This is a genomic window from Methylophilus sp. E2MeOHC9 (assembly GCF_058744375.1).
On record NZ_CP196024.1, the window covers coordinates 1,339,514 to 1,353,659 of the forward strand.

A 14,146-nucleotide genomic window follows, 5' to 3' on the forward strand; every position below is an offset into this window, starting at 1 on the left:
AGCATGCCTTAGTTAGATTTTTTCCAGCTTGGCATATTCGAGCATCAGTGTTTTTAATCCCGCACTGCCAAAGTTGACTTTCACTGCCAAATCACTGGCGTTCCCCTCATAGCTGACCACTACACCTTCGCCAAATTTGCCATGGCGCACGCCTTGGCCAATTTTAAAAGGGTAACCGGCTTGTGTGCTCTTGGCAGGCGCATATTGGCCACCAGTGGCATAGGTCTTGGCAACAGGTTTGCTGTTGAGTCGTTTGGTCAGCTCTACCGGTATTTCATCAATAAACCGCGAGGCGATGCCGTAACGTACCTGCCCATGCAACATGCGGCTTTGCGCGTAGCTTAAATACAAGCGCTGGCGTGCACGCGTCACTGCGACATACATCAGCCGGCGCTCTTCTTCCAGCCCGCCGTTTTCGTAGGCAGCCTGCTCGTGCGGGAATAAACCTTCTTCAACTCCACCAATAAACACGCTATGAAACTCTAATCCTTTAGCTGCGTGCACAGTCATCAATTGCAATGCTTCATGGCCGACATCAGCCTGATGGTCGCCGGCTTCCAGGCTGGCATGGTTAAGAAACTGGGTCATGAGGTCAGCATCTTCCTCCATGTTATGGTGGTTGCCTAAATCCTGTTTGCTGAAAGCGACGGCTGCGGTGACCAGCTCCTGCAGGTTTTCAACCCGGTCTTCGCCTTCTTTGTCGTTTTGGTAGTGGGCCATCAATCCGCTCAGGGTGATGACCATTTCTGCCACCTCACCCAGGGTGATGCCATAAGTCTGGTCTACCATATGGCGGATTAGCGCCACGAAGCCTTCCAGCCCTTTGCTGCCCAGCATGCCTTCGCCTACCTTGTTGGTGGCTGCCTGCCATAAACTGCATTCGTTCTGGCGTGCGGCTTCCTGCAACTGCTCCAGGCCGCGCGCGCCTATGCCGCGTGGCGGGAAGTTGATGATGCGCAATAACGCAGTATCATCGTTGGCATTGGCGATCAAGCGGATGTAAGCAAGCGCGTGTTTGACTTCGGCGCGCTCAAAAAAGCGTAAACCGCCATACACACGGTAAGGGATATTGGCCGAGAACAGAGAGTGTTCCAAAATACGCGATTGCGCATTGCTGCGGTAGAGCAGGGCGATATCGCTCAATGCCACGCCTTCGCTTTGCAGCATATTCACTTCATCGACAATGAATTGGGATTCATCGGTATCGTTATAGGCTTCATAAATGCGGATAGGCTCGCCTTTGCCGGCTGAAGTCCACAAATTTTTACCAAGACGGTTGCTGTTATTGGTAATGATGGCGTTGGCTGCATCCAGAATATTGCTATGCGAGCGATAGTTTTCTTCCAGTTTGACGATGTTCTCGACTTTAAAGTCGCGCTGGAAATCGGTCATATTGCCGACACGCGCCCCACGGAAAGCATAAATACTCTGGTCATCGTCACCTACGGCAAAGATACTGTTGTGCGCACCGCCCAGCAGTTTTAGCCATAAATATTGCAAGCGGTTGGTGTCCTGGAATTCGTCCACCAGGATATATTGGAAACGCTGCTGGTAATGCGCGCGAATATGCGGCTCTCGTTGCAACAGTTCATAGCAACGCAACAACAGTTCGGCAAAGTCGGTGACGCCATCACGGTTACATTGCTGGTCATAGGCCGCGTAAATCTCGCGTAGTTTCTGGCTATGGCCATCGTAAGCATCGACGGCATCCGCGCGTAACCCTTCTTCCTTGCAGCTGTTGATATAGCCCATGGCTTGTTTGGGCGGGTACTTTTCGTCATCGACATTCATGATTTTCATCACGCGTTTGATGGCAGAGAGCTGGTCGGCTGTGTCCAGTATCTGAAAAGTGCTGGGCAATCCGGCTTCACGATAATGCGCACGCAACATGCGGTTGCACAAGCCGTGGAATGTGCCTGCCCACATGCCGCGGGTATTGATCGGTAGCATGCTGGTCAATCGCGTCAGCATCTCTTTGGCAGCCTTGTTGGTAAAGGTCACTGCCATGATGCCCATAGGCGAAGTTTGAGAGGTTTGGATCAGCCAGGCGATACGGGTAGTCAGCACCCGGGTTTTGCCACTGCCCGCGCCCGCCAGGATCAGCGCCGAGACGTGCGGCAGGGTGACCGCTTGCAGTTGTTTGTCGTTCAGGCCCTGTAATAAATCGATTTCAGATTGCATCTTATTATTATCGCATGATGTGGCATTTGAGCAGACAATCCCGCGCGATCAAATCTGTATACATATGCATAAATAATTCGGCTGGAACTTTTTGAATTTGTGCGCACTCATACAAATACGATGATGATGAATCATCTTTCCGCTTCTTTCCTCCCTGAGCGGAAGCCTTTACGATGAGGCCTGTTGCCCCGATTTACCCCTTAATCGGGGTTTTTTTTGTCCGTTTCAAACGCCACCGGTAAAACCGGTCTGGCGCCAGGCTTCATATAAAAGGATGGCGGCAGAGTTTGATAAGTTGAGGCTTCTGCTATGCGGCAACATGGGAAGCCTGACTCTATGTTCTGCTGCGAATTGGGCACGAATGTCTTCCGGCAAGCCGCGAGACTCTGGCCCAAAAACAAAGACATCTTCGTCTTTAAATGCTAGATCTGTATGCCTGGTGCTGCCTTTCGTGGTGATGGCAAACATGCGTTTTTCTTGCAAGGCCTGCTGGCAAGCCGCCCAGTTTTCGTAGACGTTTAATGCAGCATATTCATGATAATCGAGCCCGGCCCGTTTCAGATGTTTGTCTGATAACTCGAATCCTAAAGGTTTGATCAAGTGCAGGCTAGCACCGGCGTTGGCACACAAGCGGATGATATTTCCCGTATTAGGCGGAATTTCTGGTTCAAAAAGCACGATATGAAACATGTTTTGCGGTTTGTTTACAAATGTAAGATTGGAATGTTGATGATATGATAGATGAAAATATCTATTACGATAAATAATTAAAAAGCCATGGCACGTCCCGAAAAAATTAGACTAGGGGAAATTCTAGTCAGACAGAATTACATGACCCAAGCTCAGCTTGATCAAGCGCTGGAAGAACAGCGCAAGACAGGCCGCCGCCTGGGTCGCGTCATTGCCGATAAAGGGTTTGCCAGTGAACGGCAAATTGCCGAGGCAGTAGCACATCAACTGAATATCCCTTTCCTTGATCTGGGGCAGTACGAACTGGACGTCAAGCAGGTGCAAAAGCTGCCGGAAGTCCAATCCAGGCGGTTCCGTGCCATTCTGCTGGAAGAACGCATCGACAGCTTCCTGATCGCTATGGTCGATCCTTCAGATGTGTATGCTTATGATGAGTTAGTCCGTTTACTCAAGCGCGATATTGAAATTGTCGTCGTGCAGGAAAGTCTGCTCATGCAGACGATCGATCGCTCTTATCGACAAACCGAACAAATCTCTTCCCTGGCGCTTGAGCTGCAAGAAGATCTGGCCGCCAGCAATGTGGATCTCGCCAGCCTGATGGGCGTAGACCTGGGGATTGATGATGCCCCGGTCGTTAAACTTTTGCAGACCATTTTTGAAGATGCGGTGCAGGTACGGGCTTCTGATGTACATATCGAACCGCAAGAAAACAAGTTGTTGATCCGTTTCCGGATTGATGGCGTGATGCACTTTCAAACCCAGGCGGATATGAAGATCGTTTCCGCACTGATCATGCGTTTAAAAATCATGGCGGGCCTGGATATTTCCGAGAAGCGTTTGCCGCAGGATGGCCGCTTCGGGTTTACCGTCAAAGGCCGTGCGGTCGATATGCGTATTTCTACCATGCCTACCCAGTATGGTGAAACCGTGGTCATGCGGCTGTTGATCCAGAATACTGCGCATTTCCAGCTAGACAAACTAGGCATGCCGCCTGAGTTACTGGCGCGCTTCCGCAGAATGATCAACCGGCCCAGTGGCATGGTGCTGGTCACCGGGCCAACCGGTAGCGGTAAAACCACCACGCTTTATTCTGCATTAAGTGAACTGAATACGCCTGAAACGAAAGTGATCACGGTTGAAGACCCGGTAGAGTATCGCTTGCCTGGCATTATCCAAACCCAGGTCAGTGAAAAAATCGAGCTCGACTTCCCCAAGCTACTACGTGCTATTTTGCGTCAAGACCCGGATATCGTCCTGGTCGGTGAGATGCGGGATGAGGAAACTGCCCAAACTGGTTTGCGTGCGTCCATGACCGGTCACCTGGTGTTATCCACATTGCATACCAACGATGCTTCCACTGCCCCGGTGCGTTTGATTGATATGGGTGTGCCACGCTTTATGGTGGCAATGTCATTGATTGGGGTGATGGCGCAACGTTTGGTAAGGTTAATTTGCCCGCATTGTGCTGTTGAGCATGCACCGAGTGAGGCTGAAACTGTCTGGTTGCGCCAAGTGTTACCGCAAGAAGAAATCCCCGCTTTTTTCAAACATGGCAAAGGTTGCCAGCATTGCAACCGCACCGGTTATCTGGGGCGTGTCGGCTTATATGAATTGCTTGAGATGACCAATGATCTTGCTTTGGCAGCCAACATGACAGATACCAATATCTTTATTACTAAAGCGCGCGAAAAGCTTAAAGGACAAACCTTACGCGACCAGTCTTTGCAACTCGCTTTACAGGGTAAAACGACTCTCGATGAAATCATGCGTGTGGATAATCAGTTTGAAGGGTAGAGCAGATGCCATTATTTGATTACAAAGGGCGTAGCGAAGATGGTTTGATTGTGACTGGTACGCAGGAAGCGACCGATTTTGATGCACTGGGCGCAGCGCTCATGGTCTCTAAAATCACACCGCTTGAAATTAAACAAAAGTCTGCAGTTTCAGTTAGCTTTAATCTTTTCGAGGAAAAGATTGAGAGTCTTGATGTAATGCTATTTAGTCGCCAGTTGTATACATTACTTAAAGCCGGCATTCCAATTATGCGGGCTTTAAGCGGCATTCAGAGCTCGGTAGGTAATCTGCAATTAGCAAAGGTTGTAGGGCAGTTGCGCGTTAGTCTTGATTCAGGGCGGGAGCTATCTGCAGCCATGGCTGAGCACCCTAAAGTATTTGACGGTTTTTATATAAGCATGATTCGAGTTGGTGAAACAACGGGTAATCTCGATAATATTTTTCTCCGTTTGGCTGAGCATATTGAATTTGAGCGATTCATGCGTGGCCAAATTAAGTCTGCTTTGCGTTACCCTATGTTCGTGATGATTGCGATGGCGATTGCAATTGTGGTGATTAACATTATGGTGATCCCCCAATTTGAAAAAGTATTCGCCACTATGAATGCTGATTTACCCTTAATTACAAAGATGTTAATTGGGTTTTCCAATTTTATGCGTAATTATTGGTTTGTGCTGATCGCAATGGTTGTGGGTGCTTGGTGGGTGTTTAAATCTTATATCAGTACATCTAATGGCCGTTCACAATGGGATAGGGTAAAGATGCGCATTCCTATTGCCGGGAAAATTATTTTTAAAGGGACTATGGCAAGGTTTGCACGCAGCTTTGCATTATCCACTCGAAGTGGATTGCCGATTCTTTCGGCATTGCGCTTGGTTTCGCAGACGGTTGAAAATGATTACATAGCGATCAAAATTCTTGGTATGTCCTCGGGGATTGAACGTGGAGAAACTATTTTAAGAACGGCTACGCAGACAGGTGTGTTTAACCCTCTGGTATTGCAAATGATAGCAGTGGGCGAAGAGTCTGGTTCGCTAGATGATTTGATGCAGGAAATTGCTGATATGTATCAGGCAGATGTTGAGTACGACGTTAAAACGCTAGGCGCTCAAATCGAACCAATTATGATTATTTTCCTGGGTGTTTTAGTCTTGATTCTAGCATTAGGCGTGTTTTTGCCGATATGGGATATGAGTTCAACCATGCTTAAGGGTACTTAAGCGGTAACAATCCAGGATGCTTGCAGGTAAAGTTTTTACTTATAATAAATTAACCATTAAAGATTGTTGTATTTAGCCGATAACATAAAATATTGTCGCATTAATAGTTGTAATGATACGATTCAGCAAATAGGACCAAAATTGTCTGGCACACTATTTGCTTTTTACTAACTAACGCAGTTTTTACCTGTCACTGTGCGAATAAAGGCAGGAAATTTTGATAGGAGTCTTTGCAATGAATAAACAGGCTGGCTTTACATTGGTTGAATTGGTTGTGGTAATTGCAGTGTTGGGAATCTTGGCGGCAACGGCCTTGCCACGATTTATCAATGTGCAATCAAGTGCGCAAAAAGCGGCTGCACAAGGGTTGGCTGGTGCCGTCTCATCAGCTGCAAGTTTGGCTAAGGCTGCTTGGGTGGCTGGCGGTGCTTCGGGCACAACCGTAAAAATGGATAATATCGATGTTACTGTGAATGCTGCGGGAACTACTGGCGAAGGCTGGCCTGTTTCGAGTGCTGCTGGCATTGATGCGGCGATTCAGGATAGGGCTGGTTTTACATTTAACGCTGGAGCCGGAACATATACCAAAGGAACTTGTGTCGTGACTTACACGCCTGCTACTGGTTTGGCAGCAGTTACTGCAAATTGCCCATAAGGTTTTACAATGAAGGGCTTTACCCTTGTTGAGTTAGTGGTCGTGATCTCAATAATGGGGATACTGGCGGCGGTAGCTGCCCCCAGGTTTGCGAATGGAGATATCTTCGAAACCCGCGGTGACGCGGGTTTACTTGCTTCTACCATCCGGTATGCACAAAAAACTGCCATCGCTCAGCGAAAGATCGTGTATGCGATACATACTGCCAGCCCTTTGCCAGGTAAGGTGAGTCTATGTTTCGATGTTAGCTGCAATCAGGCGGTGATCAATCCAGAAACTGGCGGCGCGTATATTTTTAGCGTTTCAAAAAATGTTGAGGTTGTGCCATCTAATGCCAGTCTTGGATTTGACTCTTTGGGGCGGGCCGTACCGGATGAGTTGGCGAAGTATAAAGTAAGTAATAGAAAAAATTTTGCTCAGGTAGTGAACATCCTGGTTGAGGCAAATACCGGTTATATCCACTAATATGCCATCTGGTTGGCAGGCGAGATGATGCAATGACCAATACAGACAAAAATAATATTAAAAAGCGATCTCGCTTTTATCGACAGCCCGCCAAAGGTTTTACTTTAGTGGAGTTGGTGGTATTTATTGTGATTGTCACGACTGCTATTGCTGGCGTTCTCGGTGCTTTGGCATGGATGAGTGGCCACTCCGCTAACCCTCTGGTACGCAAACAAGCGCTGGCGATTGGTGAATCACTCATGCAAGAAATCCAGCAAATGCCATTCACTTTCTGCGACCCCGATGATGCAAATGCTTCTACCGCTAATGGTTATGGAGATTGCACCAATCCACAGAATGCCAGTTTAAATGGCCCGACACCTTCACTTGAAAGTCGCTACAGTGCAACCAACCCGTTTGATAATGTGGCTGATTATGGTGGATTTACCATGCCTGGCGGTGGCTGCTCTGGTATTTGTCGTATCGGTAGCTCAGCGGCTCTTACGGGTTTAAATGCATATGTAGCTTCTGTGGCGATTGCGCAGGCTGGCGGTACTGGGGCATTTATTGGACTGCCTGCAGATGCAGTGTTGCAGATTGTGGTGACTGTGAAAGGTCCTGTTAATACTACGATACAACTGACTGGCTTCAAGGTACGTTATGCGCCCAAAGTTTAAGTCATTACGAGCGCAGATGACTGGTTTTACGCTCGTTGAGCTGGTGGTTGTCATCGTCGTTGTTGCGATTTTAGGCGGTATCTCGGTTACCTTTATTAAAAATTCGGTATTAGCCTATGTGAACTCAGAGGCTTATTATGAGTTAGCCGATCGCGCAGATGTGTCTTTACGGCGTATGTCACGCGATATCAGAAACGCATTACCTAATAGCGTGTGGGTTTCGTCAAACGGGTTATATGTTGAATTTGTTCCGATCAAAGCCGGAGGGCGTTATAAACAGGACTCATTGGATTTTTTAACTGGCAATCCGCCTCCATACACCTTCACCGTGCTTGGTGACATGGTCCCAGTGGGTGCTGGCGATCAGATGGTTATTTATAACTTGGGGATTGATGGTGCTGATGCTTATGCAGGCAACACGGTGCGCACGATTACTGGCAGTAGCTCAAGTACACTGACATTCTCGGGCACTATGTTTCCACTACCATCACCGGCCAATCGCTTCTATGTTGTCAATGGCGCTGTGATTTATGCATGCGATCTTGCCAATAAACGCTTGTTAATGTATTCCAATATTGCTATTCCATCCACGCCCCAAGCCTTACCACAACATCCGACAAGTTTTTCAGGGTTGAGCCCAAGCATTGTTGCCGAGGATGTCACAGGATGCAGTTTTACTTATACCGAAGGCGTAATGCAACACTCCGGTGTTGTGACCGCCCAGCTTCAACTGGAAAAACGCGGTGGGATTGTCAGGTTGCTGAACTTGATCAATGTGGTGAATTCACCATGAAAAATACAGTTATTCGCCAAAATGGTTTGATGTTGCCTGTGGCAATATTTTTACTCGTGATATTGGCTGGACTTGTTGGTTACGCCATGCGTTTGTCTTTGCTCGCCAATATGGGGACTACGCAAGATATTCAAGGTGCACGGGCTTATCTTGCAGCCAGGGCTGGCATAGAGTGGGCGGCATATCAAGTGTTATCGCCGGGTTCAACCACCATGCAAGTGTGTCCTACACCGCCTTCACCATTTGTGATTAATGGTTTCAATATTGTGCTGACTTGTAGCCGAGTGGTGCCGAAAGATAAGGGAGACACTCAGGATATCGGGATATATACGATTATCTCGAGAGCGTCAGTGGGGGCCGCAGGTGCACAAGACTATATTGAACGAGAAATCAAAGTTACGCTCAGTCGGTGCCTATTTGGGACTGAGGAGTGTAGCTAAAGGATAATTATTCGTGCATAAATTCACTAAATTAATATTAAAAACACTTTTGCTTACAGCAGGAGTGTTTTTTTATACGAGTGCCAATGCTGGATTTGTACATATCAATAAAGCTGGTGGCACTACAAGTGGAGATGGGCTGCATTTTATTATCGATGACAGTACACAACTTCAGGTAGTTAGAAATAAAAAAGGTCAGGTTTTTGCTGATAAATCCACACCAGATAGGCAGTGGGCTATAGATAATTTAGGGTATACAGACGCTAGGCCAGTACTTGAACGATTGGATAACGGAGTGTATCTGCGGGCGAATAAGCAGGTTTATGGGCCTAAACATCTCGCTATCGCTGCTAATAGTACTCTTGTACACTATGACCAGTTAGTTTATAGCTCAATCACTGCCGCAACGCCTGCAACCATCTCACAAGGGCAGACGCAACAAACAACTTCAAAGTTTAAGCTGCCGCCAGCGGGACCTGAGGTGGAGATTACCTGGAGTTATATTTTCCCGTATGACTTTATCACCGCAAATGTAAAAATTAAAATTCCGGCAGGTTATCCGGTGAGTACAACAAACCATGTACGCTACTTTCACGTGATAGATACTTACCTCGGTGGCGACGATAATGGTTGCGGTGTTATGTATAAGGACCCCAAGGGTAAACAAGTGATTGGTACTTATCCGCGCATCAGTGGAGGGTGTCCGAAGAGTGATGGTTTGCCGTCAGGTTTAGACACGGTTGAGACTTTTCGCGAGAGAGATGGAGCGTTTAATTCTTGGTGCGTTGGGTATTATGAGTTCTGGGGTGAAGGCGGGAGCTTAACTGACTGCAACATCACCACGGCTCAAGCGTCGAATAGCACTGCTCCAGCTTTGAATAGAACTGTGAGTAAAGTTTATAAAGATACGGCCATGGCTATTGAGTATGATTTCACTGCTCCAGGAGATTATACATTTAGTTATGACTTTGTTGTAGGGTCTACAGCTGTGCCTGCTTATGACCATCTTGAAGTCAGGCATCCTGGCACCAGTTCATTATGTCCTGTTAATGTACAAGTTTTAGCCTGTTTGTCTTCTGCAGTGCCATGCCCTGATAATCAATTGATCTATTCAGGAGATTTGACCGGTGATTTAACGTTGGTACCTGGAATTCCAGCAGTCAGTAAATCTCCCAATCAGCAATTCAGTATAGGCTCAAATGGTCCCATCTGGACTTATGCTCTGCAAGGTAGCTCGGCGGGGGTGTACACATTTGGATATTCGGGACTGAATGCTGCGCCACTGAATGGTCTGAAATGCTGGGATACCTCGACTAACTCGCAAAGCTGCAGTTTTGCCATTACCAATACGCCGTGTGTAGACAAGTTTGAGTGTATGGAAAATACGCTAACTTATAAAAACCTCACAGTCAGTCCTTCTGAGCGCAATCCGCTATATACCAAAGTATTGGGTAAGGATTTTGATGTAGATGTGGTGGCCGTGCTGGCCAGTGGCAGTCAATCCAGTGGCTACAACTCAACATTGGGGTTAACTGTTGATTTGGTAGTCGAGAGTGGTAATACCTGCGGGCCTACGGTGGTCGCCTCTCAGACTGTGCCTTTCACCTCCTCTGATAACGGTCGGAAAAAAGTGACGTTTACTGCCTCAGCAGCAAATATGCTGCTCGGCACCTATCCGAAGAATGCCAGCCCGATTTTAAGATGCAAAGTGCGTGATTTGACGTTAAATAAGTCGGGTTGTTCGTCTGATAATTTTGCTCTTCGTCCTCAGGTAATGACTGTGTCGTCTACAGATGCCGTCCAAACCTTGCCCGGATTAACGCCATCGGAAACGGTCACACCAGTGTTCAGGGCTGGTTCAGGAAGTTTTAATCTGACTGCTTCGACTGGAGAGATAGGGTATAACGGGACACCTAAGGTGAGGGCAAAAAATCCTGGGATAAGTTATAACCCCCTGACGGCACACCCAAGTGCGCCTGCGATTGGCGATCTAGATGGTAACTTCCTTGCAGCATCGTCCGGGGTGAGTTCAGCTAACTTCAAATATAGTGAAGTCGGTCATTTCAAATTCAAGGCGCAGGCCTTGTATGATGATACATTTACAGCGGTAGATTCGGCTAAGGGCGATTGTGACAATGCTGCTGCGAGCCAGTTTAATAATGATCCATCTGCGACACCAAAGTTGTTTGGTTGCTCGTTTGGGACAGCCGCCGAGAGTAATTATTTTGGTCGTTTTATCCCTGATAAATTTAAAGTTGTTCCAGGTACTGCTGTCGCAGCGTGTGGAGGTTTTGTATATTATGGACAGGATACGCCTTCGACCGTAACTCCACCGTCCCCAGGTGCGGCAGGATTGAAAACCCCATTCACACTCAGTGCAATCAACTCAGCTGGTAATGTGACTCAAAATTACACAGGTAGCTATGCAAAGTTTTCTTTAGCAAATTGGGACAATTTCAAATTCACGGCATCCCCACTCAATGGAGCAACATTATCAGCCAGTGATTCCAAACCTAATGTCACTGGAAGTTGGCTAAATGGAGTTGCTGCAATTGAGGCGAAACATAAATTATCTCGCCCCGCGAACCGGATATCAGAGCAAGCTGTGACAATATATACTGAGATACAGCAAAATGAGGGGACCGTGATCACTCCTGTCACGGTTGTAACAAATCCTGCACAGGCCCCTTTAAATACTGTGAATTATCGATTTGGCCGCCTTGCAATCATCCCGGCACATGGTTCGGAATTATTGCCATTACCTGTGCAGATTGAAGCGCAGTATTGGACTGGCGGAGTTAATGGGACGTACATCAGAAGTGTTGGTGACAGTTGTACAACTATCGCCCCTTCAACTATCGTGATGAAAAAGTATAAAGTGAATTTGAATCCCTGTGAGACACAGATTTCAGGTGGTCCCCTGATGAGTAGTGGTGTTTTGAATATGCTGCTGTCGGCACCAAAAATTGGAACGGATGGCAAGCCTAATATAGGGAGCGTGGATTTAGAAGTGAATCTGGGTGCTAAGGCCGTTCCTCCTGACGATATAGAGAAAACATGTATTGGCTCAGCCGAGTCGGATGCCACAAGTGGAGTGATCCCGTGGTTGGGTGGGCCGGATCCTGTTGGTCGAGCCTCTTTCGGCATCTACAAAGCCCCCATCATCTACATGCGAGAAAACTTCTAGTACACACAAAACCACCTAAATCAGGTGGTTTTGTTCTTTTAATCCCCGGATTGAACCGTTAATTCAGGCACTAAAGTTGCTAACACTAATTTGATGGCGTATTTGTTGACACTATTTGTAACTAATACAGCAAAGTTTTAAAACTTTTTCGGTCAGACCTTTTCTCGCGTCTCGAAAGATGGTTTTTTAGCATACAATGCTTTATATTAACTTTAAATGTTCATTGTTATACATTGATTTTAAATAATAATTTCTTATAGAGAGTAGATGAATGTCTATGAGTTGGTTTAAACGACAAAAGAACAAGCAACAGGTGGGGGTCAGCTTCACTGATATGCATGTGAGCACCGTGGCTTTAACGCCTGGGCTGGATGGCGCCAAACCAATCGTCTCATTCGCTGCGATTCAGCAGGTGCCTTTGCAGGCAGCGTCTACATTGCGTCACTTTGTGACCAAAAATGACTTAAAAGCCATGCCTTGTAATGTCATGCTCAATGTTGATCAATACAATGTGTTGCAGATTGAAAAACCCACCATGCCTGAATCCGAGATCAAGCAGGCATTACGCTGGAAGGTCAAGGATCTGCTGGATTATTCGGTTGAGCAAGCTGTGGTGGATGGCGTGAACGTGCCAGTAGACCCTGCCTATGCCAATCGCCAGCCATCCATGTTAGCCATCTGTGCCAAAAAAGCCACCGTGACCCAGATTGGTAACCGGATCGTGGAAGCTGGTTTTAATTTGAAGTCGATTGATGTGCATGCGCTGGTGCAACGTAACATCGCCCAATTGCTGGAAATAGAAGACCGTGCCCTGGTCATGCTGACCATGTTGCCCAGAGGTTGCCTGCTTACATTTACTGCCAAAGGGGAGTTGTACCATGCTCGCCTGATCGAGTTGGACAAAGACTTTCTTAATGACAGGGGTGAGTTGTACCAAAGCAACTTTGATAAGCTGGTACTGGAGCTGCAACGCTCGCTGGACAGTTTTGACCGTCAATTCCCTTATCTGAGCCTCAATCGCCTGGTGGTCGCACCGGTTGCCAACCGTGATTACCTGGTGACGGGGTTGAGTACCAGCCTGTATGTGCCGGTAAATATATTTAACCTGGAAGATATCGTCGATCTGCCGCCTAACCAGGATTTCGCCAGCCTGGAAAAACAAGCCATGTTGCTGCCAGCATTAGGTGCTGCCCTGCGTCAGGAGGCCGTCGCATGAGTCAGCAAGTCAACCTGTTTGAAAGTGGGCTGGTCAAGTCCAAAGACTGGTTTACATTAACGCTGGTTGGCGCAGTCTATGCACTGGCGGCGCTGGCGATGGTTTATTTCTACACCGGCATCGAGTCAGAAAATGCGCAGTTGCTCGAACAACGTAACCAGGCTGTCGCCCAGTATGAGGCGATGCAAAAAAAGGTGGATGAGTTTGCCAAGAAGGCTACGCCGGTGGATAACAGCAAGCTGGAGGCCGAACTGAAGCAGTTGAACAGCCGGTTTGAAATGCAATCACAAATACTCGCCATTTTTCAGCAATCTATTTCTGAGAACGCTTACCACCTGATTGATTACATGCGTGCCTTGACCGGACAACAGCAGCCAGGCTTGTGGCTCACTGGTTTTAGAATCGAGCCCAGTGCCCAGCATGTCTCTCTTTCTGGCCAGGCTTTGCAGACTGAGGATATCCCTTTGTACCTGGATTTATTGTCTGCGCAACGTGTATTTGAAGGTACCCAGTTTTCTGGTTTGCAATTTAAACAAGTCGAACTACAAAAAAATGTGCCTGCGCCAGCAGCGGTAGCTGTCGTCGCGCCACCTGTGGCCGCACCAACGCCTCAGGCTTCAGGTAAAGGAGCGTCAGCCGCAACACCTGTTGCAACGCCGGCGACACCCGCTGCCACAAGTACACCTGCGGTTGAAGTGCCCGTGAAATTGCAGGTGTATGCGTTCGACGTTAAAGGCCAGGATTTACGCGATAAAACTAAAGCCGTGAGCGCGATGAGCTGGGATGAGTTTGTCGGTCAGACCGGAAAACCACCGCAATCCAAGCCTCAAGCGAAGCAGCCATAGGAAA

12 protein-coding genes are annotated in these 14,146 nt (G+C 47.6%); 10 read left to right on the forward strand and 2 right to left on the reverse strand.

Going from position 1 to position 14,146, the window contains the following annotated elements:
* Positions 1-12: 12 nt before the first annotated feature.
* Both ACSSVF_RS06450 and trmL read right to left on the reverse strand, forming a co-directional pair.
* Complete coding sequence (locus ACSSVF_RS06450; RefSeq protein WP_492406090.1) at positions 13-2,181, reverse strand: UvrD-helicase domain-containing protein; 2,169 nt, start codon at positions 2,179-2,181, stop codon at positions 13-15.
* A gap of 225 nt (positions 2,182-2,406) precedes the next feature.
* Positions 2,407-2,871, reverse strand: a complete 465-nt coding sequence (gene trmL, locus ACSSVF_RS06455; protein WP_492406091.1) for a tRNA (uridine(34)/cytosine(34)/5-carboxymethylaminomethyluridine(34)-2'-O)-methyltransferase TrmL — start codon at positions 2,869-2,871, stop codon at positions 2,407-2,409.
* Between the two features lie 141 nt (positions 2,872-3,012).
* Here trmL and ACSSVF_RS06460 point away from each other — a divergent pair, with 141 nt between their 5' ends.
* The 10 genes from ACSSVF_RS06460 to ACSSVF_RS06505 all read left to right on the forward strand — a co-directional run bounded on the left by ACSSVF_RS06460 (position 3,013) and on the right by ACSSVF_RS06505 (position 14,142).
* The gene (locus ACSSVF_RS06460) at positions 3,013-4,665 is read left to right on the forward strand and encodes a GspE/PulE family protein (RefSeq protein ID WP_492406092.1); all 1,653 of its coding nucleotides are present in this window, start codon (positions 3,013-3,015) and stop codon (positions 4,663-4,665) included.
* Positions 4,666-4,670: 5 nt separating this feature from the next.
* Positions 4,671-5,885 carry a type II secretion system F family protein gene (locus ACSSVF_RS06465; protein ID WP_492406093.1) on the forward strand — a complete coding sequence of 405 codons (1,215 nt, stop codon included), beginning with the start codon at positions 4,671-4,673 and terminating at the stop codon, positions 5,883-5,885.
* Positions 5,886-6,120: 235 nt separating this feature from the next.
* On the forward strand, positions 6,121-6,540 hold the full coding sequence (locus tag ACSSVF_RS06470; RefSeq protein WP_492406094.1) for a type II secretion system protein: 420 nt from the start codon (positions 6,121-6,123) through the stop codon (positions 6,538-6,540).
* Between the two features lie 9 nt (positions 6,541-6,549).
* Complete coding sequence (locus ACSSVF_RS06475) at positions 6,550-7,005, forward strand: pilus assembly FimT family protein (protein ID WP_492406095.1); 456 nt, start codon at positions 6,550-6,552, stop codon at positions 7,003-7,005.
* 32 nt (positions 7,006-7,037) lie between these two features.
* Entirely contained in the window at positions 7,038-7,661 is a 624-nt protein-coding gene (locus ACSSVF_RS06480) for a type IV pilus modification PilV family protein (RefSeq protein ID WP_492406096.1), read from the forward strand.
* A 16-nt stretch (positions 7,662-7,677) separates the two neighbouring features.
* The gene (locus tag ACSSVF_RS06485; RefSeq protein ID WP_492406097.1) at positions 7,678-8,454 is read left to right on the forward strand and encodes a prepilin-type N-terminal cleavage/methylation domain-containing protein; all 777 of its coding nucleotides are present in this window, start codon (positions 7,678-7,680) and stop codon (positions 8,452-8,454) included.
* Positions 8,451-8,894 (forward strand): hypothetical protein, encoded by a 444-nt coding sequence (locus ACSSVF_RS06490; RefSeq protein WP_492406098.1) that lies wholly within the window; start codon positions 8,451-8,453, stop codon positions 8,892-8,894. Before ACSSVF_RS06485 ends, ACSSVF_RS06490 begins: the two co-directional genes overlap by 4 nt.
* 13 nt (positions 8,895-8,907) lie before the next feature.
* Positions 8,908-12,081 (forward strand): hypothetical protein, encoded by a 3,174-nt coding sequence (locus tag ACSSVF_RS06495; RefSeq protein WP_492406099.1) that lies wholly within the window; start codon positions 8,908-8,910, stop codon positions 12,079-12,081.
* A gap of 277 nt (positions 12,082-12,358) precedes the next feature.
* The gene (locus tag ACSSVF_RS06500; protein WP_492406100.1) at positions 12,359-13,297 is read left to right on the forward strand and encodes a hypothetical protein; all 939 of its coding nucleotides are present in this window, start codon (positions 12,359-12,361) and stop codon (positions 13,295-13,297) included.
* Entirely contained in the window at positions 13,294-14,142 is an 849-nt protein-coding gene (locus ACSSVF_RS06505) for a PilN domain-containing protein (protein ID WP_492406101.1), read from the forward strand. Before ACSSVF_RS06500 ends, ACSSVF_RS06505 begins: the two co-directional genes overlap by 4 nt.
* Positions 14,143-14,146: the final 4 nt, after the last annotated feature.

Excerpts from the sequence above, each read along its gene's own strand:
- ACSSVF_RS06470 (WP_492406094.1), top strand. The coding sequence starts at position 6,121 with ATGAATAAACAGGCTGGCTTTACATTGGTTGAATTGGTTGTGGTAATT.
- ACSSVF_RS06450 (WP_492406090.1), bottom strand. The coding sequence starts at position 2,181 with ATGCAATCTGAAATCGATTTATTACAGGGCCTGAACGACAAACAACTG.
- trmL (WP_492406091.1), bottom strand. The coding sequence starts at position 2,871 with ATGTTTCATATCGTGCTTTTTGAACCAGAAATTCCGCCTAATACGGGA.
- ACSSVF_RS06465 (WP_492406093.1), top strand. The coding sequence starts at position 4,671 with ATGCCATTATTTGATTACAAAGGGCGTAGCGAAGATGGTTTGATTGTG.
- ACSSVF_RS06490 (WP_492406098.1), top strand. The coding sequence starts at position 8,451 with ATGAAAAATACAGTTATTCGCCAAAATGGTTTGATGTTGCCTGTGGCA.
- ACSSVF_RS06480 (WP_492406096.1), top strand. The coding sequence starts at position 7,038 with ATGACCAATACAGACAAAAATAATATTAAAAAGCGATCTCGCTTTTAT.
- ACSSVF_RS06475 (WP_492406095.1), top strand. The coding sequence starts at position 6,550 with ATGAAGGGCTTTACCCTTGTTGAGTTAGTGGTCGTGATCTCAATAATG.
- ACSSVF_RS06505 (WP_492406101.1), top strand. The coding sequence starts at position 13,294 with ATGAGTCAGCAAGTCAACCTGTTTGAAAGTGGGCTGGTCAAGTCCAAA.
- ACSSVF_RS06485 (WP_492406097.1), top strand. The coding sequence starts at position 7,678 with ATGACTGGTTTTACGCTCGTTGAGCTGGTGGTTGTCATCGTCGTTGTT.
- ACSSVF_RS06460 (WP_492406092.1), top strand. The coding sequence starts at position 3,013 with ATGACCCAAGCTCAGCTTGATCAAGCGCTGGAAGAACAGCGCAAGACA.
- ACSSVF_RS06500 (WP_492406100.1), top strand. The coding sequence starts at position 12,359 with ATGAGTTGGTTTAAACGACAAAAGAACAAGCAACAGGTGGGGGTCAGC.